Source organism: Micromonospora sp. WMMD1076 (assembly GCF_029581475.1).
Classification (GTDB): Bacteria; Actinomycetota; Actinomycetes; order Mycobacteriales; family Micromonosporaceae; genus Micromonospora; species Micromonospora aurantiaca.
Genome location: NZ_CP120862.1, coordinates 4,400,795 through 4,421,202 on the forward strand (window position 1 = coordinate 4,400,795; position 20,408 = coordinate 4,421,202).

General features: G+C 74.2%; 21 protein-coding genes. 1 reads left to right on the top strand and 20 read right to left on the bottom strand.

What is annotated here, in order from left to right:
- Positions 1-3 precede the first annotated feature (3 nt).
- The 12 genes from O7622_RS20945 to O7622_RS21000 all read right to left on the bottom strand — a co-directional run bounded on the left by O7622_RS20945 (position 4) and on the right by O7622_RS21000 (position 11,573).
- Entirely contained in the window at positions 4-969 is a 966-nt protein-coding gene (locus tag O7622_RS20945) for a transketolase C-terminal domain-containing protein (protein WP_282309865.1), read from the bottom strand.
- Complete coding sequence (locus O7622_RS20950; protein ID WP_282309866.1) at positions 969-1,940, bottom strand: thiamine pyrophosphate-dependent dehydrogenase E1 component subunit alpha; 972 nt, start codon at positions 1,938-1,940, stop codon at positions 969-971. Before O7622_RS20950 ends, O7622_RS20945 begins: the two co-directional genes overlap by 1 nt.
- On the bottom strand, positions 1,937-2,734 hold the full coding sequence (locus O7622_RS20955) for a DUF3050 domain-containing protein (RefSeq protein WP_282309867.1): 798 nt from the start codon (positions 2,732-2,734) through the stop codon (positions 1,937-1,939). Before O7622_RS20955 ends, O7622_RS20950 begins: the two co-directional genes overlap by 4 nt.
- Before the next feature lie 2 nt (positions 2,735-2,736).
- Positions 2,737-3,660: a phytanoyl-CoA dioxygenase family protein gene (locus O7622_RS20960; RefSeq protein ID WP_282314192.1), complete on the bottom strand. Its 924-nt coding sequence runs from the start codon at positions 3,658-3,660 to the stop codon at positions 2,737-2,739.
- A 53-nt stretch (positions 3,661-3,713) separates the two neighbouring features.
- Complete coding sequence (hppD, locus tag O7622_RS20965; protein WP_282309868.1) at positions 3,714-4,814, bottom strand: 4-hydroxyphenylpyruvate dioxygenase; 1,101 nt, start codon at positions 4,812-4,814, stop codon at positions 3,714-3,716.
- 60 nt (positions 4,815-4,874) lie between these two features.
- Positions 4,875-6,137 carry a beta-ketoacyl-[acyl-carrier-protein] synthase family protein gene (locus O7622_RS20970; RefSeq protein WP_282309869.1) on the bottom strand — a complete coding sequence of 421 codons (1,263 nt, stop codon included), beginning with the start codon at positions 6,135-6,137 and terminating at the stop codon, positions 4,875-4,877.
- A complete protein-coding gene (locus O7622_RS20975) occupies positions 6,134-7,753 on the bottom strand; it encodes a class I adenylate-forming enzyme family protein (RefSeq protein ID WP_282309870.1) in 1,620 nt (539 codons plus the stop codon). Before O7622_RS20975 ends, O7622_RS20970 begins: the two co-directional genes overlap by 4 nt.
- Complete coding sequence (locus O7622_RS20980) at positions 7,750-8,250, bottom strand: beta-ketoacyl synthase chain length factor (RefSeq protein ID WP_282309871.1); 501 nt, start codon at positions 8,248-8,250, stop codon at positions 7,750-7,752. The genes O7622_RS20975 and O7622_RS20980 overlap by 4 nt, the downstream gene beginning before the upstream one ends.
- A 113-nt stretch (positions 8,251-8,363) precedes the next feature.
- Positions 8,364-9,494 carry a beta-ketoacyl synthase N-terminal-like domain-containing protein gene (locus O7622_RS20985; RefSeq protein WP_282309872.1) on the bottom strand — a complete coding sequence of 377 codons (1,131 nt, stop codon included), beginning with the start codon at positions 9,492-9,494 and terminating at the stop codon, positions 8,364-8,366.
- On the bottom strand, positions 9,487-9,732 hold the full coding sequence (locus tag O7622_RS20990) for an acyl carrier protein (protein ID WP_282309873.1): 246 nt from the start codon (positions 9,730-9,732) through the stop codon (positions 9,487-9,489). The genes O7622_RS20985 and O7622_RS20990 overlap by 8 nt, the downstream gene beginning before the upstream one ends.
- Positions 9,732-9,995, bottom strand: coding sequence for an acyl carrier protein (locus O7622_RS20995; RefSeq protein WP_013286639.1), 264 nt, complete (start codon positions 9,993-9,995; stop codon positions 9,732-9,734). The genes O7622_RS20990 and O7622_RS20995 overlap by 1 nt, the downstream gene beginning before the upstream one ends.
- 180 nt (positions 9,996-10,175) lie before the next feature.
- The gene (locus O7622_RS21000; RefSeq protein ID WP_282309874.1) at positions 10,176-11,573 is read right to left on the bottom strand and encodes an AMP-binding protein; all 1,398 of its coding nucleotides are present in this window, start codon (positions 11,571-11,573) and stop codon (positions 10,176-10,178) included.
- A gap of 257 nt (positions 11,574-11,830) precedes the next feature.
- Between O7622_RS21000 and O7622_RS21005 the strand changes: the two genes are divergently transcribed.
- Positions 11,831-12,268 carry a GNAT family N-acetyltransferase gene (locus tag O7622_RS21005; protein ID WP_282309875.1) on the top strand — a complete coding sequence of 146 codons (438 nt, stop codon included), beginning with the start codon at positions 11,831-11,833 and terminating at the stop codon, positions 12,266-12,268.
- Positions 12,269-12,271: 3 nt separating this feature from the next.
- Here the strand turns inward: O7622_RS21005 and O7622_RS21010 are convergent, their stop codons facing one another.
- Genes O7622_RS21010 through O7622_RS21045 form a run of 8 tightly spaced genes read right to left on the bottom strand, consistent with a single transcriptional unit; the run spans position 12,272 to position 20,042 of the window.
- Entirely contained in the window at positions 12,272-13,519 is a 1,248-nt protein-coding gene (locus tag O7622_RS21010) for a beta-ketoacyl synthase N-terminal-like domain-containing protein (RefSeq protein ID WP_282309876.1), read from the bottom strand.
- Between the two features lie 55 nt (positions 13,520-13,574).
- The gene (locus tag O7622_RS21015) at positions 13,575-14,846 is read right to left on the bottom strand and encodes a beta-ketoacyl-[acyl-carrier-protein] synthase family protein (RefSeq protein ID WP_282309877.1); all 1,272 of its coding nucleotides are present in this window, start codon (positions 14,844-14,846) and stop codon (positions 13,575-13,577) included.
- Positions 14,843-15,253 carry a cupin domain-containing protein gene (locus tag O7622_RS21020; protein ID WP_282309878.1) on the bottom strand — a complete coding sequence of 137 codons (411 nt, stop codon included), beginning with the start codon at positions 15,251-15,253 and terminating at the stop codon, positions 14,843-14,845. Before O7622_RS21020 ends, O7622_RS21015 begins: the two co-directional genes overlap by 4 nt.
- Positions 15,250-15,957 (bottom strand): SRPBCC family protein, encoded by a 708-nt coding sequence (locus O7622_RS21025; RefSeq protein ID WP_282309879.1) that lies wholly within the window; start codon positions 15,955-15,957, stop codon positions 15,250-15,252. The genes O7622_RS21020 and O7622_RS21025 overlap by 4 nt, the downstream gene beginning before the upstream one ends.
- Positions 15,954-17,486, bottom strand: coding sequence for an acetyl-CoA carboxylase biotin carboxylase subunit (locus O7622_RS21030; RefSeq protein WP_282309880.1), 1,533 nt, complete (start codon positions 17,484-17,486; stop codon positions 15,954-15,956). Before O7622_RS21030 ends, O7622_RS21025 begins: the two co-directional genes overlap by 4 nt.
- Positions 17,486-17,971: an acetyl-CoA carboxylase biotin carboxyl carrier protein gene (gene accB / locus O7622_RS21035; RefSeq protein WP_282309881.1), complete on the bottom strand. Its 486-nt coding sequence runs from the start codon at positions 17,969-17,971 to the stop codon at positions 17,486-17,488. The genes O7622_RS21030 and accB overlap by 1 nt, the downstream gene beginning before the upstream one ends.
- On the bottom strand, positions 17,971-19,692 hold the full coding sequence (locus O7622_RS21040; protein ID WP_282309882.1) for an acetyl-CoA carboxylase carboxyltransferase subunit alpha: 1,722 nt from the start codon (positions 19,690-19,692) through the stop codon (positions 17,971-17,973). Before O7622_RS21040 ends, accB begins: the two co-directional genes overlap by 1 nt.
- Complete coding sequence (locus tag O7622_RS21045) at positions 19,689-20,042, bottom strand: TcmI family type II polyketide cyclase (protein WP_282309883.1); 354 nt, start codon at positions 20,040-20,042, stop codon at positions 19,689-19,691. The genes O7622_RS21040 and O7622_RS21045 overlap by 4 nt, the downstream gene beginning before the upstream one ends.
- Between the last annotated feature and the right edge of the window lie 366 nt (positions 20,043-20,408).

Consider the following 20,408-nt stretch of genomic DNA (forward strand, 5'->3'; position numbering starts at 1 on the left):
CGTTCATCCGTCCTTGAGGGTCAGTTGGATGGCGGCGGTGAGCTGGTCGCGGCCGGGTTGCACGGCCCGGTCCAGGGCGGGCGCGAACGGCAGCACCGCGCCGTCGGGGCGGGTGACCCGGCGGGGTGGCGCGGCCAGCCGGACCCGCTCGACCACCGTGGCGATGATCTCTCCGGCGATGCCGCAGGAGCGGTTGCCGTCGTCGACGACCACCAGCCGCCCGGTGCGGCTCACCGACTCGACCAGCCCGTCCCAGTCGAACGGGTAGAGCGTGCGGGGGTCGAAGACCTCCACCGACGCCTGGCCGGCGAGTTCCTCGGCGACGGCGAGCGCGTCGTGCACCAGGTGTCCGACCGCCACCACGGTCACGTCGGTGCCGGCCCGGTGGACGATCCCCCGGCCCAGCGGCACGGGCGCCGGGTCGGTGACGTCGGCACGCAGGTCCAGGGCACCGGCCGGGGCGAAGACCACGACCGGGTCGTCGCAGCGGATCGCGGAGACCAGCAGCCCGTACGCGTCGGCCGGGGTGGCCGGTACGACAGTGGTCACCCCGACGTGGGCGAACAACGCGTACGGGTGGTCGGAGTGCTGCCCGGCCCAGCCGGTGCGGGAGCCGGAGCCGGGCACCACGTAGGTGACCGGCACCGCGCACTGACCGCCGGTCATCAGCGGGAACTTGTGCGCGTGGTTGACGATCTGCTCGAAGACCAGGAACAGCAGCGACGGGATCTGGAACTCCACCACCGGGCGGGCCCCGGCCAGCGCCGCGCCGGTGGCGAAGCTGGTGAACGCCTGCTCGGACAGGGGTGTGTCACGGACCCGTTCCGGGCCGAACTTCTTCAGCAGGCCGGTGGTGACGTTCGCGGCGGCCACCCGGATGTCCTCGCCGAGCACCACTACCGACTCGTCGCGGGCCATCTCGTCGGCGAGCGCCCGGGTGAGCGCCCTGCGGTAGGAGAGCCGGGGCATCAGCCACCTCCGGTCCGGGCGGTGAGCCCGCTGGCGTACAGGTGGTCCAGGGCGGTCGCCGGGTCGGGGTGCGGCCCGGCGAGCGCGTAGTCGACGGCGGCGTCCAGTTCGGCCTCGACTGCGGAGTCCACCTCGGCCCGCACCGCCGGGTCCAGCCGCGCTCCGGCGATGTCGACCGGATCATGGGACCGTCCCTCGGCCACCTCCTCCGGCGGCCGGTAGTCGAGGCGTACCTGATGTTCGAAGGTGTGGTGGGCGTCGAAGCGGTAGGTGCGGGCCTCGACCAGCTCGGGTCCGCCGCCGGCGCGCATCCGCGCGACGGCGGCTGCGGTGACCTCGCGTACCGCCTCGGGGTCCTGCCCGTCGACGGTGGCCGCCGGCATGCCGAACGCGGCGGCCCGCCCGGCGATGGTGCCGGCGACCGCGCCGTCGACCGGCATGGTGGTGGCGTAGCCGTTGTTCTCGCAGACGAACAGCACCGGTACCCGCCAGAGCGCGGCCAGGTTGAACGCCTCCAGGAGCATGCCCTCGTTGACCGCGCCGTCGCCGAAGAAGGTGGCGCCGACGATGCCGGCGCCGCGCCGCCGGCGCTCCCACACCGCTCCGGTGAGGATCGCGCCGGCGGCTCCGACGATGGCGTTGGCGCCGAGGACGCCGACGCCGAAGTCGGCGGCGTGCATCGACCCGCCCCGGCCCCGGTTGAGCCCGGTGACCCGGCCGCACAGTTCGGCCAGCATCCGGGCCGGATCGGCACCCTTGGCCAGCACGTGCCCGTGCCCGCGGTGGGTGCCGGTGACCAGGTCGTCGCGGGAGAGCGCTGCGCAGACGCCGGCGGCGATCCCCTCCTGACCGAGGTACGGGTGGATGCCACCGACGATCTCCCCGGCGCGGACCAGCTCGATCGCGCGCTCCTCGAAGCGGCGGATCAGCCGGACCGTCCGGTAGAGCCGGAGCGGGTCGGAGCCGGTCACGCCGGACGGCCCTCCTTGACGACGGCGAGAATGTCGTCCCAGAGGCGGGCGCGGGCGGCCAGCGCGGCGTTCACCGTGTCGGCGCACTCCTGCCACTTGGTGTCGTCGTCGCCGCACAGGTCGGCCAGCATCTGCATGGCCATCGGGGTGTGCTGCTCGCCGTCGACCTCGATGTGCCGCTCCAGGTAGTCGACGAACTTGTTCAGCCGGTTGCTGCGTTCGTTGACGGCGACGACCTGGGTGAACATCTCCGGGATGAGGTCTTCGCGGCCGAACGCGAACGCCGCGGCCTGGCAGTGCACCGGGGTGGTCTCGATGATCCGCCAGGTGGTGCCGGCGAACGCGGCGGACGCCGCGGGGACGCCGGCGGCGCCGAGCGCCTCGGTGACCGGGGTGCCCTCGCGCAGCAGGTCGACCAGCTTGTTGACGGCCGTCGTGTCGGCGCCGGCCTCGGTCATGCCCTGCACGTACAGCTCGAAGTGGCTGATGTAGCCGTCGCCGAGTTCGTCGCTCTCCTCGACCATGACGATGTCGTTGATCAGGCGGCGGCTGCCGGTCGGGCCGGTCGGGATCCACGGCACGGTGACGCAGGTGAGCTGCCGCTGCAGCGACTTCAGCAGGGACATGAAGTCCCAGACGGCGAAGACGTGGTGCTCCATGAACGTGACGAGCGCGTCGTGGGTGTCGAGGTTGGCGTAGAGGGGGTGCTTGACCACCACGTCGCGGCGCTCGGTCACCGCCCGCTCCAGCCGCTCGATGCCCGGGTGCGTCTTACCCCAGTCGTACCGTGACATTGTCAGCCTCCCTGCTGGGCGCGGTCGCGCCAGATGACCGGGCAGTAATCGGGGTCCGCGTAGTCCGGCCGGCCCTCGTGGGTGCGGCGGACCAGCACGTCGTGGTTGTACGCGGCGAGCGTGCCGTCGGAGAGCGGATACTCCCGCCAGGCGTTGTCGCCGTCCTGCAGGTGCAGCGAGACGGCCCGGCGGGGCCGTCCGCTGACGTTCGCACCGCTGCCGTGGTAGGTGCGGCAGTGGTGGAAACTCATGTGTCCCTTGGGGATCACCATGGGGATCTTGCGGATCTGCGCGCCGTTGTACGCCGCGTTCTCGGCGAGCATCACTTCGAGCTGGTCGCGGTCCCGGTCGGCGAAGTGCCGGACCACCGTGTCGTCGGCGCCGATCTCCCGCCAGCGGTGGGAGCCGTCGACCATGGTGATGGTGCCCATCTCCTCGCCGCAGTCGTGGAACGGGATGAACGCGGTCAGCATGTCCTCCGACGACGAGGACGCCCAGTAGTGCTTGTCGAAGTGCCAGGGCACGATGTTCGACGGCTCACCGGCGATCGGCGGCTTCCAGATCAGCGTGGACTGGAAGATCCGGATCTCGGCGGCGCGGGCCAGCCGCGCGGCGACGGCTCCGATCAGCGGCTTACGCAGGATGCGGGCGATGCCGTCGTGCTCGTGGTGGACGTAGTCGTTGTGCCGCTGGACGTCACCCTTCGAGGGCTCCCAGTAGGCCAGCTTCGGCGGGCGTACCGGCAGGCGGCGGTCGCGTTCCCCGGCGTAGTAGCTGTCGGTGGCGGCGACGAGTTCGTCCACCTCGTCGTCGGTGAGCAGCTTCTTCGACAGGTACCAGCCGTGCTCGGCGTAGTGCCGGACGTCCTCGTCGGAGGGAAGCAGCGCCTCCTCCTCGGCGGTCAGCCCGGGATCGATTGTGGTCATGCCGTGCCGGCCGGGCACGGCCTCACGGCCCTCGCCCCGCTCGGTGCGTTCACTCATGCGCTTACCCCTCCGGCCGTGGCGGCGGAACTCGCCCCCGCCGCGGCCAGCTCGCGTTCCTTGGCCTCGTAGAGCGCCTTGATGTTGCCGCTGCCGAAGGTGCGCGCCCCGCGCCGCTCGATGAGTTCGAGGAAGAGGGTGCGGCGCACGTGCATCGACTCGGTGAAGATCTGGAGCAGTTGCCCGTCGTGGTCGGAGTCGACCAGGATGCTCAGCTCGCGCAGCCGGTCCACCGGCGCGTCCAGCCGGCCGACCCGCTGCTCCAGCCCGTCGTAGTAGGCGCCGGGCGTGCTGGCGAACCGCACCCCGCGCCCGGCGAGCGCGCCGACGGCTGTGACGATGTCGTCGGTGCGCAGGCCGAGGTGCTGCACCCCGGCGCCGGCGTGCCAGCGCAGGAAGTCCTCGATCTGCCCCGGCCGGGCGCCGGTGTCCGGCTCCAGCAGGACGAAGGTGACGGCCCCGGACGGGCTCTGCACCACCTTGGAGTTCATCGCCTGGCCGGCGACCTCGATGTGCTCGGTGAAGATGTCGGCGAAGCCGAACACCTTCTCGTAGTGCGCGACTGTCTCGCCGAGCTGCCCCGGCGGCACGCAGATCGCCAGGTGGTCCACCTCGGCGAGCAGCGTGTCCGTGCCGTCGGGCGCGGTCACCGGCTCGATCGCGCCGGGCAGGAACACGCCCGGGTCGCCGCGCCGCTCGACGAGGCGGTGGACCACGTCGCCGAAGCCGCCGACCTCGGCCACCACCACCTCGGCGTCCGCGCCGGTGAAGGTGCGCGGCGGGCTCAGCGCCGTCGCGCCCCGGTCCACCAGCTCCGCGTACGCCCCGGCGGCGTCGTCCACGGCGAGCGCCACCACGGCGATGCCGTCGCCGTGCCGGTGCACGTACGTGGCCGCCGGGTGCTCGGCGGACAGGCCGGTGGTCAGCAGCAGCCGGATGCCGGCCTGGGCCAGCAGCAGCGAGCGCTGCCCGTCCAGCCCGGTCTCCGGACCGCCCTGCCCGCACAGCCGGAAACCGACGGCGTTGTCGAAGTAGAAGGCCGCCTGCCGGGCGTCCCCCACGTACAGTTCGAGATGATCTATCCCGTTGATGGTCATGGACTTCCCCTGTTCCCCCCGTGATCGCGACCCGGACGGACGCCCGGGACTGGAGTCCGGTCAGCCCGCGGCCGGGGTGGCGGCCCGGCGGGCCGGCCCGGAGAGCCGGCGCAGGAGCAGACTGACGTTCTGGCCGCCGAACCCGAACGAGTTCGTCAGCGCATGGCCGGCCCGGGTGGGCCGGGGCACGGCGCGGACGTGGTCCGCCTCGCACTCCGGGTCCGGGTCGTCCAGGTGGTAGGTGGGTGGCAGCAGCCCACTGTCGAGGGCCAGCGCGGTGGCCGCGGCCTCCAGCACCCCTGATGCGCCGAGCAGATGCCCGGTGAGCGCCTTGGTGGAGCTGACCGGCACACCGCCGGTGCCGAACACCTCGGCCAGCGCGGTCGTCTCGGCGACGTCACCGAGCTTGGTGCCGGTGCCGTGCGCGTTGACGTACCCGACGTCGGCGGGCTCGACGCCGCCCGCTGCCAGGGCCCGGCGCATGCACGCCGCCGCACCGGCGCCGTCCGGTCGCGGCGCGGTCGGGTGGTACGCGTCGGTGTTCGCCCCGAAACCGGCGACCTCGGCGTAGCCGCGCACACCTCGGCCGTCGGCGTGCCCGGCGCGCTCCAGCACCAGCAGCGCCGCGCCCTCGGCGAGCACGAAACCGTTGCGCCGCTTGTCGAACGGGCGGCTCGCCTCGGTCGGTTCGTCCCATCCCCGGGCCAGCGCCCGGGCGTTGCCGAAGGTGTCGGCGAACGTGCCGAACAGCGGTGCCTCGCTCGCCCCGCACACCACCACGTCGGCCTCGCCGGCGCGGATGAGGCGTACCCCGTCGGCGACGGCCTGGGCGCCGGAGGCGCACGCGGTACCGACCGACGAGCTGTAGCCGCGGATGCCGTGCGCGATGGCGATCCGCGCCGAGGGCATGTTCGGCAGGATGCCGGTGAGCAGGTACGGGCTGACCGCCGCCCGGCCCCGGGCGGCCCGCGCGAGCACCTGGCCCTCCAGCGTGGACATGCCGCCCACACCGCCGACGATCACCGCGATGCGCTCCGGGTCGACGTCGCGGCCCACCTCGATGCCGGCGTCGGCGAGCGCCTCGGCGGCGGTGATCAGGGCGAGCAGCACCACCCGGTCGAGCACCTTCGTCTCCGGTCCGGAGGCGACACTGCGCGAGTCGATGTCCGGCAGCACCCCGGCCACCTCCAGGCTGCCCGCCGCCGGGTGTCCCTCGGGCGGGCGGCGCAGCCCGGACCGGCCGGTGAGCAGCGCGTCGAACGTGTCCGCCACGCCGCGCCCGGCCGGGGTGAACAGGCCCATGCCGGTGATGACGGCGGTCACGACGGCGCCTCGGTCAGGTAGCGCTCGCGCAGCGCCACCTTGCGGACCTTCCCGGTGACGGTGACCGGGATGTCGTCGGCGCGTACCGGGATGATCCGGCGCAGCGTGGCTGCCACGTCCGGGCCGAGCGCGGTACGGATGCGTTCGGTGCGGTCCGCGTCCGGGTCGGCGCCGGCGGCCAGTTCCAGCAGCACGTCGGTGGTGACCGTGCCGTCGTCCGCCTTGACGATCACCACAGTGCAGTCGGTGACGTCGGGGCAGGCGGCGAGGATGCGTTCCTCGGACAGCGCGGTGAAGAACCGTTTGCCGTCGCCCGCCTCGATCGAGTCGACCGCCCGGTCCAGGTGGTAGTAGCGGCCGTCCTCGTCGGCGTACACCAGGTCGCCGGTGAGGTACCAGCCGCGCAGCCGGAACCGGTACGTGGTGACCGAGTCGTTCCAGTAGCCGCGGAACAGCGACGGCGAGTCGATGCCGAGCCAGCCGACCTGCCCGGGCGGCAGCTCGTTGCCGTCGGCGTCGAGCACGGCGACCCCGGCGAACCGGTACGGGCGGCCCACGCAGCGGCCGTACCGGTCGGTGCCGGTGGTGTGGGTGATGTGGAACATCGAGTGGCCCATCTCGCTGGAGCCGAGCCCGTCGATGAACACCGACCCGGGTACCCGGGTCACACCCTCCCGGGTCACCACGTCCCGGGAGCCCACGGCGACCAGCCGCCGTACGTGCGGCTCGTGCGAGCAGTCGCCGGTGTTGAACCACAGCCGCACCGAGTCCAGGTCGTAGCCGGACAGGTCGAAGCGGGCCAGCTCGGCCCAGGTGACGGAGAAGCCGAACACGCCGTCCGGGCGCCAGCGCTGGATCGCGTCCAGCACCCGCTCACCGCCCTGGTCGGAGAGCAGGAACATCTCCGCCCGGTTGCCGAGTGCCTGGTTGACCATGAGCACTGTGGCGGTGTGCGGGGCGGGCAGCGCGTTGAGGATGCGCGTGGTGCCCTGTGCCTGCGGCATGGACAGCAGGTGACGGGTGGCGGCGAACAGGCTGGCGTGCGAGTGCAGCACCGCCTTCGGCACGCCTGTGGTGCCGGAGGTGTGGGTGATGACGATCGGGTCGTCCGGGTGGTGCCGGTAGTGCGCGGGCGCGGCGTCCGGGTCGCCGGTGCCGGCCTGCGCGGGCTCGCCGAGCATCGGGGCGCCCAGGTCGTGCCCGGCCAGCGCCTCGGCGTGCGCGGCGTCGGCGAGCACCCCGGCGGCGCGCAGCCGCCGGATGTACTCGGCGGCGATCTCGGGGCGCAGCCTGCCGTTCATCAGCGCCGGGATGGCGCCGAGGCGGGTCAGCGCCAGGAACGACAGCACCATGTCGGCGGCGGTGCCGGCCCAGACCGCCACCGGGTCGCGGGGTTTCACTCCGCGTTCGTGCAGCCAGGCCGCCCGGGCGGCGACCATCCGGTCGAGCCGGCCCAGTGTCACCGGGGTCTCGGCCGGGTGGCCGTCGACCTCGGTGTCGAACGTGAGCCCCGGCCCGTCCGGGTCGGCGCCGTGGGCCAGCACCCGGGCGAGCACGTTGCCCGCGCCCAGTTCGGCGTCGGCCGCGAGCGCACCGCGCAGTCCCTTCGTCCTCATTGACGTGTTCCCTCCCCCAGCAGCACCGCGGTCGCCTCGCCCGGCGTACCGTCCGGTGCCAGTTCGATCAGGATCAGCAACGCCTGTGCGGCGTCGCCGTCGTACAGCAGCAGGTCCGCCTCGGCCTCCCCCTCGGCCCGCGCGTCGCCGGTCGGGCTCAGGCACACCACCGGCCCGTCCAGTCCCCAGCGCGCCGCGACGTGCCCGGCCACGCTGTTCGGCACCGACTGGAAGAAGAACAGCGGCCCGATCCGCCCGCCCGCGTCCACGGTGGCGCGGACGTGCGCCGCCGCGGCGGTGTCCCCACCGGCGCTGACCAGCACCACGGCCGTCCGGTTGCCCGGCGGCAGCGGCCCGTCGGGGTACCGCCGCGCGAGGCACCGCTGTGCCACCGCCGCCACCAGCGGCGCGAACGGCGAGTGCACGAACCCCGCCACCCCCGCCGGGCCCGCACCCCCGTCCCCGTCCTCGGGCCACCGCGCCTCCGCGAGCACCACGACCCCGCCGTCGCGCGATCTTGCAGTTGGTGCCCCGGGCACGGGCGTTGTGCCCGTTTCGCCGGGGCCGTGAGTGCAAGATCGCGGGAGGTCGGGGTGGGGGGCGGGCGCGGTCATGAGGTGCTCACCAGGAGGGCCGTGTTGGCGCCGCCGAAGGCGGCGTTGAGGGTCAGGGCGTGTTCGGTGCGCGCGGGGCGCGGGGCGTCGCGGATGACGTCCAGCGGGCACTGCGGGTCCGGGCCGAGCCAGCCGGCGGTGACCGGCAGCTTGCCGTGCCGCAGGGCCAGCACGGTGACCAGCAGTTCCAGCAGCCCGGACGCCTCCAGGGCGTGCCCGTGCACCGACTTGGTGGAGCTGACCGGCAGCCGCCCGGCGTCCTCGCCGAACACCCGGGTCAGCGCCGCCGCCTCGGAGGCGTCGCTGAACGGGGTGCCGGTGGCGTTGGCGTTGACGTAGCCGATCGCGTCCGGGGGCAGCCCGCCGCGGCGTAGCGCCGCCTCGACCGCCCGGGCCAGTCCGAGCCCGTCCGGGTGCGGCTGGCACGGGTGGTACGCGTCCCCCGCCCGGCCCCACCCGGCCACGCTCGCCAGCGTCTCGGCACCCCGCCGGGCGGCGGCGCCGGCCGACTCCAGCACCACGGCGGCCACCCCGTCGCCCAGCAGCAGGCCCTTGCGGCCGGTGCTGAACGGGCGTACCGCGCCGTCGGCGGCGAGCGCCCGGCCGGCGTCGAACAGCGCGTGCTGGTCCGGTTCGACCAGGTAACCGGCCGCGACCACGACCCGGTCCAGGTCGCCTCGGCGGATCAGCGCCGCCGCGTCGGCGACAGCGCTGCTCGCCGACACGCAGGCGGTGGTGTAGATCCGGGTCCGCCCGCCCAGGCCGCACCGCGCGGCCAGGTGACCGGCCAGCGCCGGCACCGTCGGCTCGTCCCGCCCCTCCGGTACGGGCAGCGAGTACGGCCCGCCGTGGGTGGCCAGGAACAGCGCCGACTCCGCCCGCCCGGCCCGGTCCAGCCCGGCGGCCCGGGCGGCGGTGTCGATCGCGTCGGCCAGCTCGCCGGCGAGCGTGCCGACGTCCGGCACTGTGGCCGCCACCGTCACCCGGCGGCCGGTGGTGTCGAAACGGCGCACCGGCGCGAACGCCGGGGTGCCGGTGAGCACCCCGGCCAGCAGCGCGTCCGCGCCCCTGCCGAGGGCGCTGAGCGCGTACGTGCCGGTGATCCGTACGGTCTCCCGCTCAGCCATCTGCGGGAGCGGTCAGAGAGCCACGGAACACCGCGAGCGCGTCGTCGACGGTGCGGATGCCGGCGAGTTCGTCGTCGTTCAGGTCCAGCCGGCGGTCGTAGCGCTGCTCGACCATGTGCACGAGCCAGGCCAGCTCCATCGAGCCGAGCCGGTCCGGCACCTGGTCGGCGGGTTTGGCGGTCAGTTCGGCGAGCATGCTCACCAGGTCAGCTCGCCCCAGGTCGGGCTGACCGGACATCAGGACTTGTCGCTGTTCGCGGCCACCCGGTCGGCGACCATCGTGGTGAACTCGCCGACCGTCATCAGCGCCAGCTTCTCCGACTCGTCGTCGGCGAACTTCACGGCGTAGCGGTCCTCGACGCGGACCGCCAGGTCGGCCAGGGCCAGCGACTCCAGGTCGACGCCGGAGGGGCCGAGCGTGGTGTCGTCGTCGAGCTCCTCCACGTCGTAGTTCATGTCGGCGAGCTGTTCGACGACGAAGGTGCGGACCTCGTCTCGCATGGGTTCAGACCTCTTCTCCGTGTACCGGCTGACGGTGCCCGGTCGGGACACCGTGTGCGTGGGAACCGGCGGGGTCGGGCGCGCGGGTGGCGCGTTGCCCGGCCGGTCCGGGGCGGGATTCGGGGTGGACCGGACGCCCGGCGGGCGTCCGGCGGGTGTGCGGCTCGTACAGCGGGCCGGTCACGACGTCGCGTCCCGCAGCGCCGGGACGGACCGGACCAGCTTTCCGGTGGTGGTGCGGGGCATCTGGCCGAGCAGCCGCAGGGTGCGAGGCCGCTTGAAGCCGGCCAGCCGCTCGGCGATCAGCTTGTCCAGCGTGTCCTCGGTCGGCGAGCCGTCGGTCTGGACGTACGCGGTGATGCCGTCGTCCCAGACCACGACCGCGGCGACGACGCCGGGCAGTCCGGCGACTGTGGCCTCCACCTCGGTCAGGTCGACCTTCAGGCCGCCCACCGACACCTGCGAGTCCAGCCGGCCCTTGACGGTGACCAGACCCGTCTCCGGGTCGACCACGCCGGCGTCGCGGGTGTGCAGCCAGCCGTCGGCCCACCGGGTCGGGTCGGCCAGGCCGACGTACGGGTTGGCCGGGCAGCTCACCCACAGCTCGCCGTCGCGCTCGCGTACCTCGATGCCGGGGGCGGGCGCGATGGCGGGACGGTGCCGCCCGTACAGGTCGGTGCCGATGACACCGACCTCGGTCATCCCGTACATGTTGCCCAGCGGCACGCCGTAGCGGTCGGTGAACGCGTTCGCCACGGCCGCGGGCACCAGCTCGCCGCCTGTGGTCATGCGCTTGAGCTGCGGCAGCGGCCCGGCGGGTGTGGTGGAGGCGAGCAGCCCGATGTGGAACGGGACGCCGAGCACCGTGGCCGGGGTGTCCTGGGCGGCGACGGCGGCGAGGATCGCGTCGCCGCTGAGCCGCTCCGGCGGGCACAGCTCGACGCCTGCGTGCAGCCCGTAGAGCAGGCCGCCGACCAGGCCGAGCACGTGCACCATGCTGGGCAGCAGGATGATCCGCTCGCCGGGCAGCGCGACGCCGTCGATACGGGTGTAGCGGTGCACCTCGGCGACCAGGTCGGCAGCGGTGCGACCGATCACCTTGGACGGACCGGTGGAGCCGGAGCTGAGCTGGATCACCGCGTGCGGGCTGCCCGCCGGGCGGTCGGAGTACGCGCTGACCCCCGCGGTGACGTCGACGAAGATCCGCAGCGCGCCGCCGCCGGTTCGTACCGGGGCGACCACCACCTGCGGGCCGAGCCGGCGCAGCGCCTGGTCGACCTCGTGGTCGGTGAGCCGGTGGTCGAGCAGCACCGCCTGGGCGCCGGTACGCCAGGTGGCGAGCAGGTGCGCCACGTACGCCAGCGAGGGCGGCAGGCGCAGCGCGGCGGCGCCTCCGGCGCGCAGCCCGGCCCCGGCGAGCCGATCCTGTGCCTCGCCGACGAGCCGGCGCAGCGTGCCCTTGTCGACCGGTTCGGGCAGGCGCAGGCAGACGTCGGTGTCGCGGCCGGTGAACAGGATGTCGTCCACCCAGTCCACCGTCGTCGAGGCAGGATCTTCCGCCACGGGATGTGCAGTCACGACCAGCCACCGTTCCACTGAGGAACTGGGCGGATCCGCCCAGCGGGTACGTCGTTCGGGGTATGGCGGAACCCTACGACGCCCCTGTTCTGGATCGCCAGATGCAAATGGCTAGATCCAAAACAGCGGCTGGGTGGATTGCTCAGGCTCGATCGGACAGGCAGGATCGGGGCCACGCCGGCAAGGTAGTCCGCCGGCCGCCGGATGCTGTGCGCGCGGGGGCTCCCGCGCGGACGGCCGGCAACTACGCTCCCGGTATGTTCCGTACCGCCCGGCCCGACGACTTCCCGCAGGTCATGCGCCTCTACCGGCAGCTGAACCCGGACGACCCGCACCTGAGCGACGGCTCCGACGAACGGGCCTTCGCGCGGATCCTGGCCACCGAGGGGCTGCACCTGTTCGTGCTCGACGTGGACGGCGCTGTCGTCGCCACCACGTACCTCAACGTGATCCCCAACCTGAGCCGGTCGGCGTCGCCGTACGCGGTCGTCGAGAACGTGGTGGTCGACGAGTCGCGGCGCGGCACCGGCCTGGGCAGGCAGATCATGGCCGGCACGCTCCGGGCCGCGTGGGACGCGGGCTGCTACAAGGCGATGCTCATGACCGGGTCGCGCTCACCCGCGACCCACGCCTTCTACCTGGCCTGCGGGTTCTCCGGCGACGCGAAGACCGCGTACCTGGCCCGGCCGTCGTGACGGTCAGCGTTCACCCGCCGGTGGGGGCGCGGCGCCGCGCAGCACCAGCGCGCTGTTGAACCCGTCGAAGCCGCGCGCGCCGACCAGCGCGATCCGGCTGCGCGGCGGGCGGGGCTGCCGCAGGAACGTCAGCTCGCAGCCGGGCGCCGGCTCGTCCGGGCCGGCCGAGGCGGGCAGCATCCCGCGGCGGAACGCCAGCAGCGCGGTGGCCGCGTCCAGCGCCGACCCGCCCTGGTGCGCCCGGCCGGTCAGCGGCTTCTGCGTGGTCACCGGCGGGGTCCGGTCGCCGAACACGGTACGCAGCGCCGCCGCCTCGGCCCGGTCGTACGCGGGCACCCCGAGCGCGTCCGGCCAGATCACGTCCACGTCGTGCGGGCGTACCCCGGCGCGTTCCAGCGCCAGCCGCACCGCACGGGCGTAGTGGGCCGGGTCGGGGCCGGTGGCCGGGTCGGTGGGCGCGGCGTCGTGGGTGGCGGCCCAGCCGGTGATCTCCCCGTAGACGCGGGCGCCCCGGGCGAGCGCGTGGCCCAGCTCCTCCACCACGAAGACCGCACCGCCCTCGGCAGGCACGTACCCGCTGGCCGCGACGTCGAACGGCCGGTACGCCCGCTCCGGGTCGGACACGTCGCTGAGCAAGCCGGAGCGGAGCTGGCAGGCCAGCGCGTACGGGCTCAGCGGGCACTCGGTCGCCCCGGCGATCACCACGGGCGTGCCCCGGCGGACGGTGCGCACCGCGTGCGCCAGGCTGTCCAGCCCGCCGGCCGACTCGGACACGGTCACCCCGGACGGCCCCTTGAACTGGTGGCGGATCGACAACTGCCCCACGCTCGCGGCGTAGAACCAGGCGATCGACTGGTACGCCCCGACGGTGCGGCTCGGCCCGCCCCAGAGCCGATGCAGCTCCCGCTGCCCGAACAGGTTGCCGCCGGAGGAACTGGCGAGCGTGACCGCCCACTGGTACGGGTCGGGCGACACCTCGGGCAGCCCGGCGTCGGCGAGCGCCAGCTTCGTGGCGGCGAAGCCGAGGTGGGTCCACCTGTCGGTCTGCACCCGCTGCCGGGTGTCGCTGAACCCGGCCGGGTCGAAGCCGGCCACCTCCCCGGCCACCCGGGTCGGGTAGCGGTCCGGGTCGAACAGCGTGATCGGCCCGGTGCGCCGGGTGCCCGCGAGCACGGTGTTCCAGTGCGCCTCGGCGCCGACGCCGCTGGGCGCGACCACGCCGATGCCCGTCACCACGGCCCGCGCGCTCACGGTGCCGTCCTTGTTCGCGACTGCGGGGCTCGCAAACCCGGCTCACTCCTCGCGCTCATAGTGGCGTCACCGCGAGCCGGCGGAACACCATCGCCGACTGGAAGCCGCCGAAGCCGCTGCCCACCGAGAGCGCCACGTCCACCGGCACCTCCCGGGCCTCGTTCGGCACGTAGTCCAGGTCGCACTCCGGGTCGCGGGTGGTCCAGTTCGCCGTGGGCGGCACCACGCCGTACTCGATGGCGAGCGCGCAGGCGGCCATCTCGATCGAGCCGATGGCGCCGAGCGAGTGGCCGACCATCGACTTGATCGAGCTGATCGGCACCCGGTACGCCGTCTCCCCCAGCGCCCGTTTGAACGCCGCCGTCTCGTGCCTGTCGTTCTGGCGGGTGCCGGAGCCGTGCGCGCTGACGTACGACACGGCCGACGGGGCGAGCCGGGCCTGCCGCAGCGCGTCGCTGATCGCCACCGCCATCTCCGTGCCGTCCGGGCGCAGCCCGGTCATGTGGAAGCCGTTGCTGCGGCTGGCGTACCCGGCGACCTCGCAGTAGACGTGCGCGCCCCGGCGGCGGGCGTGCTCGGCCTCCTCTAGCACCAGCACCGCGGCGCCCTCGGCGAGGACGAACCCGTGCCGGTCGGCGTCGAACGGCCGGGAGGCGTGCTCCGGATCGTCGTTGTCCGGGCTGGTCGCGCCGATCGCGTCGAACGAGGCGACGGTGACCGGGGAGATCGGCGAGTCGGCGGCCCCGGCCAGCACCACGTCGGCCTCGCCGTCGGCGACCAGTTGGTGGGCGTACCCGATGGCGTCGATGCCGGAGGTGCAGCCGGTGGAGACCACCTGCGCCGGGCCGTGCAGGCCGTGCCGGCAGGCCACGTCGGCGGCCAGGCTGCTGGGCACCAGCGCCTGGTAGAGGTACGGCCCGCCGAGCGCGTGGTCGACCAGCCAGTGCCGGCCGGAGTCGCTGACCCGCACGTACTCCTGCTCCAGCGCCGTGGTCCCGCCGACGGCGGTGCCGAGCACCACACCGGCGCGTTCCCGCTGCGCGTCGGTGAGGGTGAGGCCGCTGTCCGCGAGCGCCTCGGCGGAGCAGGCGAGCGCGAACTGCACGTACCTGTCGGCGCGCTGCCGTTCGGCGAGCGTGATCCCGGCGGCGTCCGGGTCGAAGTCGCACTCGGCGGCGATCTGCGACCGGAACGGCGACGGGTCGAAGAAGCTGATCCGCCGCGTCGCGGTGCGCCCCTCGGTGATCGTCTTCCAGAAGCGGTCCCGGGTGGCGCCGCCGGGTGCGACGACGCCGATGCCGGTGACCACGGTGCGCCGGCCGGTCACGACGGCTCCCGTGGCGGCGGCGCCGCGCTCTCGGTGTCGACGTGGCCGAGTTCCGGGCGCGGGGCGAGCGGTCCGAGGTGGAACACCACCTCGGCGGGCTCGTCGCCGGTGTTGCGCAGCCGGTGCCGGACGTCCTTGGGCACGTAGAGCGCCTCCCCGGCGGCCACCGGCACCGGCGTGTCGTCCAGGTCGACGGTGATCGCGCCGCGGGCGACGTAGAGGAACTCCTCGCTGTACGGGTGGTAGTGCTCGGCGATCCGCTCCCCCGGCGCGAGCGTGGCGACGCCCATGAATCCGGAGGTGCTGCCGACGGTCTTCGGGCCGAGCAGCACCCGCAGTTCCCCGCCGCGGCGGCGGTCGGCCGGTACGTCGTGGACGGAGACCCGGGCGGTGGTGGTACCGGTCATCGCGCGCCTCCCGCGTGCGCCCGCTCGATCTTCTCCTTGATCACGGCGAGCTGGATCGTGCTGTTGGTGTTGATCCGGTTGGTCATGCCGGCGTTGTCGACCGGCGCCTCGGGCTTCATCGCGAAGTCCTGCGTCCAGGTCATCCGGGTGCCGCCGGGCGTCTCGTCGTAGCGCCAGTGGATGCGCATGTACTCGAACGGGCCGGTCTCGACGCGCCGGGCGTGCACCTCGCCGGTGGCCCGGTCGGCGGTGCGTTCGCTGACCCAGCTCCACGACACGCCGTTCTCGTCGGGGTGCATGGTGAGCCGGAAGCGCACGGTGTCGCCGTCGCGGTCCAGGATCTCCGCCGTCGCGTACTCGGTGAACAGGTCCGGCCACCGGGCCACGTCGTTGGTGATCTCCCAGACCAGCGGCAGCGGGGCGGCGATCTCCACGGCGTTCTCGGTGTGCCCGGGCGGGTCCGCCTTGCGGGCCACCAGGTCGGCGACGCCGGCGATGCTGAGCTGCCCGGCCTGTTCGGGGATCTTCACCCGCCACCTGTCGGCCACCACCGCCGACAGTTCGAGCAGCGCCAGCGAGTCCATGCCCAGTTCCTCCAGGCTCGCGGCGGGCGCGCCGGCGGCGGCGTCCGGGTCCAGGCCGCAGTGCGTGACCAGGATGTCGGTGATCTCGCGGGCGAGCGGGCGGTCGGGGGCGACGGTCATCGGTTCCTCCAGGTGGTCGGGCCGGCGGCGGGCACGGCGCTGACGGGGGTACGGCCGCCCGGCTCGGCCGCGCCGCGCGGGTCGGGCACGACGGCCCGCGCCGGGGGCGCCTCGACCGCGCCGTCGGCGGGCGGGGCGGCGGTCGGCGGCGCGTCGTCGGCGGGTGGGGCGTCGTCGGCGGGTGGGGCGAGCAGGCGTTCCACAAGGGCTGTGGTGTGCCGGGCGGCGCGGAACGCGGGGTCGCGCAGCACCCGCCGGGCGAACGGGATCGTGGTACGCACACCGGGACCGGCCACGTCGAACTCGGCCAGCGCCCGGTCGAGCCGGTCCAGTGCGGCGTCCCGGTCCGGCGCCCACACCGCCACCTTCGCCAGCAGCGAGTCGTAGTGCGGGCTGACCAGATAGCCGACGTGCCCGTGGGTGTCGACCCGGGTGAACGGACCGCCCGGCGGCCGGAACCGCTCCAGCCGTCCGGGTGCGGGCGCGAAGTCGCGGTCCGGGTCCTCCACGTTGACCCGGCACTCGATCGCCACACCGTCCAGGCGTACGTCGGACTGGCGCAGCCGCAGCGGGGTGCCGTACGCCACGTGCAGCTGTTCCTGCACGAGGTCGATGCCGGTGACCATCTCGGTGACCGGGTGTTCCACCTGGATCCGGCAGTTGATCTCCAGGAAGTGGCAGCGTTCGGCCTCGTCGACCAGGAACTCCACGGTGCCGGCGCCGGTGAACCCGACCGACAGCGCGCCGCGCAGCGCCACCTCGGCGACGGTGTCCAGGGTGGCCTGCCGTAGCGCGGGCGCGGGCGCCTCCTCGATCAGCTTCTGGTGCCGGCGCTGCACCGAGCAGTCCCGGGTGCCCAGGTGCACGCCGTTGCCGTGGCCGTCGCAGAGCACCTGCACCTCGACGTGGCGGGCGTCGGCGAGGTACCGCTCGACGTACACCCGGTCGTCGCCGAACGCGACCTGCGCGGCGGCGCGGGTCCGGGCGTACGCGCGGGGCAGCTCGGCGGCCGAGCGCACCACTGTCATGCCGCGCCCGCCCCCGCCCGCCGCGGCCTTCACGATCACCGGGTAGCCCACCTCGGCGGCCACCTCCTGCGCCTCGCCGACGGTGGGCAGTGTCCGGACGCTGCCCGGCGGCAGCGGCAGCCCGGCCCGGCTCATCAGCGCTCGCGCGGTCGACTTGTCCGCGAGCGCGGCCATCACCTGCGGCGGTGGGCCGACGAAGACCAGGCCGTTCTCGGCGCAGATCTCGGCGAAGTCGGCGTCCTCGGACAGGAAGCCGTAGCCGGGGTGGACCGCCTGCGCGCCGGTCTGCCGGGCGGCCTCCACGATCGCCGCGGCGTTGAGGTAGCTGCGGCGGCTGGCCGCCGGGCCGATCCGTACCGCCTCGTCGGCGAGCCGCACCGGCAGCGAGTCGGCGTCGGCGCTGGAGTGCACCACCACCGTGCGCACGCCGAGTTCCCGGCAGGCGCGCAGCACTCGCAGCGCGATCTCGCCCCGGTTGGCGATCAGCACCTTGTCGAACATCAGGAGTCCTGTCCGGTGACCGGTTCCAGGGCGATCAGCGGCTGGTCGTACTCGACGGGCTTGCCGTCGTCGACGAGCACCTCGACCACCCGTCCGGCCTGGCCGGCGGTCACCTCGTTCATCAGCTTCATGGCCTCGACGATGCCGACCACCTGGCCCGGGCGGACCATGTCGCCGACCGCGACGAACGGCATCGCCCCGGGCTCGGGGGCGCGGTAGAACGTGCCGACCACGGGTGAGCGCACGGCCGGCCGGTCGGTCGCGGGCGCGGCTCGCGCGGCGGGTTCGGCGGCCCGCGCGGGGAACGCCCCGGCCGGTTCGGCGGCGCGCTGCGCCGGGGGCGCCGGGTCGTGCCACTCGACCTCCAGCACCGACCCGCCGCTGCGCAGCCGCACCCGGCGTACCGGCCCGGCCAGGTCGGCGACGAGCTTGCGGGCCTGCCGGCGCAGCCCGTCGAGCACCTGCTCGGACTCGGCGTCGGCCATCACGCCACCTCCGCCCGGTCACCCGTGGGTGAGGCCGGGGACGGGCCGGCGGCGGATCGGGCCGCGCCGAAGCGGCGGAACCGTTGCCGGCGGCGGCGGACCAGGGTGGCCGGGGGCACGGTGAGCAGCGGGGCGAGGTTCGCCGCGACCGCCCGGCGCAGCAGCTCGGCCGCGCCGCCCGGGTCGGCGTGGGCGGCCGGGCGCGGCTCCGGCACCAGCTCGTCGACCACGCCGAGACGGCGCAGGTCGGCGCCGGTGAGCCGCAGCGCGCGGGCCGCCTGCGGGGCGGCCGAGCTGTCCGGCCAGAGGATGGCGGCGCAGCCCTCCGGGCTGATCACCGAGTAGACGGCGTGTTCCAGCATGAGTACCCGATCGGCGACCGCGAGCGCGAGCGCGCCGCCGCTGCCGCCCTCCCCGGTGACCACCGCCACCACCGGCGTGGGCAGCACGGTGAGCGCGAGGATGTTCTCCGCGATCGCCGCCGCCTGGCCCTGCTGCTCGGCGCTCACCCCCGGGTCCGCCCCGGGCGTGTCCACGAGTGTCACCACCGGCAGCCGCAGCCGCGCCGCGAGGCGCATCAGCCGCAGCGCCTTGCGGTGCCCGGCCGGGCTGGCCATGCCGAAGTTGCGGGTCACCAGCTCGGCGGTGGTGTGCCCCTTCTGGTGGCCGATCACCATCACCGGCCGGCCGTCGAGGCGGGCGATGCCGCCGACGACAGCCGGGCAGTCCGCGCCGAGCCGGTCGCCGTGCAGCTCCACGAAGCCGTCGAACGCGGTCTCCAGGTAGTCCAGTGTGGTGGGCCGGCCCGGGTGCCGCGCGGTGCGTACCGTCTCCCACGGGTCGCGGTCGGGGCGCGCGGTCGCGGTCGGCGCGGTGGCCGGCGGGCGCGGCGCGGGCGGGCTCTCCGGCTCCCGGCGGCCCGCCTCGGCGGCGGCGAGCAGAGCGGCGAGCCGGCCCCGCAACGCGTGGCGGGGCACCACCATGTCCACCTGGCCGTGCCGAAGCAGGTACTCCGCGGTCTGGAAGCCCTCCGGCAGCGTGGCGCCGGTGACCTGGCGGATCACCCGCGGGCCGGCGAAGCCCAGCCGGGCGCCGTTCTCGGCCAGCACCAGGTCGGTGTTGGTGGCGAAGGAGGCGGCCACCCCGCCGTACGTGGGGTCGGTGACCACGCTGACCGTGAGCAGGCCCGCCTCCCGCATCCCCGCGACGGCCTGGCTGACGGTGGCCATCTGCATCAGCGACAGCGCGCCCTCCTGCATCCGCGCCCCGCCGGACGCGGTCACCAGCACCAGCGGGATGCCGTCGGCGAGCGCACGCTCGGCGGTCCGGGTGATCAGCTCACCGACCGCGCAGCCGAGGCTGCCGCCGAGGAAGCGGAAGTCCATCACCGCCAGCGCGACCGGGTGCCCGCCCAGCCGGGCGGTGCCGCAGAGCACCGCCTCGTCCAGGCCGGTCGCCGCGCGGGCCGCGCCGAGCCGGTGCGGGTACGGCAGCTCGTCGACGAACCCGATCGGGTCGGCGCGTACCGCCCGGTCCGGCAGCGGGACGAACGAGTCCGGGTCGGTCAACTGCGCCACCCGGTCCGGCGCGTCCAGTCTCGCGTGCGAGCCGCACTCCGGGCAGACGTCCAGGTTGCGGCGCAGCCGCTTGCGGTAGAGCAGCGACGCGCATCCGTCGCACCTCGACCAGAGCTGCTCGTCGCGCGGGGCGGTCGTGGTCACTGTGGCCGCCCGGCGGTGTCCAACCGGTGGGCCGGCGCGTCGTAGCGGTAGAAGCAGTGCGCCATCGCGTCGCGCGGCGAACGCCAGGTCGGCAGGTACGGCGAGATGTACGGCCGCAGCCGCTCGCTGATCCGGACGAACTCCGGATGCCCGCGGTTGTCCTCGACCGCGCCCTGCGCGGGCGTCTCCGTCTCCAGCAGATGGACGTAGAGGTCGTGGAGCCGGTACAGCGAACGGTGCCGGACCCCGACCAGGCCGGGCAGCTCGGTCGCGTCGGACTCGGCGAAGATCTCGGCCACCCGGTCCTCGGCCGTCGGCACCACCTTGGCGACGATGAGCGAACGGTCCATTCGCGCCTCCTGCACGTCCCGATGCGCGGCGAACCGGTCGCGCCGCACGGATTGCCACACGGTCGCGCCGAAGGCGTCTACCGGGCGTCAACCGGGCCCCATCGCGCCACAAACATGGTGACGCTGCGTTGACGCAAGCTGTGCGTGAGCTATGGGAAGATCGCTTTCCGGCTTCTGGGTGACGACACTTCTTCGCAGATCACAGGCGTATTACCGAGCCCACTACGGACAGTCAGGTGACCGACCGACCGTTGACCGAGAGTAACAGGCGTTGATATTCTGCGTCTCGGTCAGCCCGGCCACGGTGGAGCTTCCCGCCGCGGCGGAGGCGTTCCGACACCGGCGTCGCGGGCGGCGGTCCGGGCA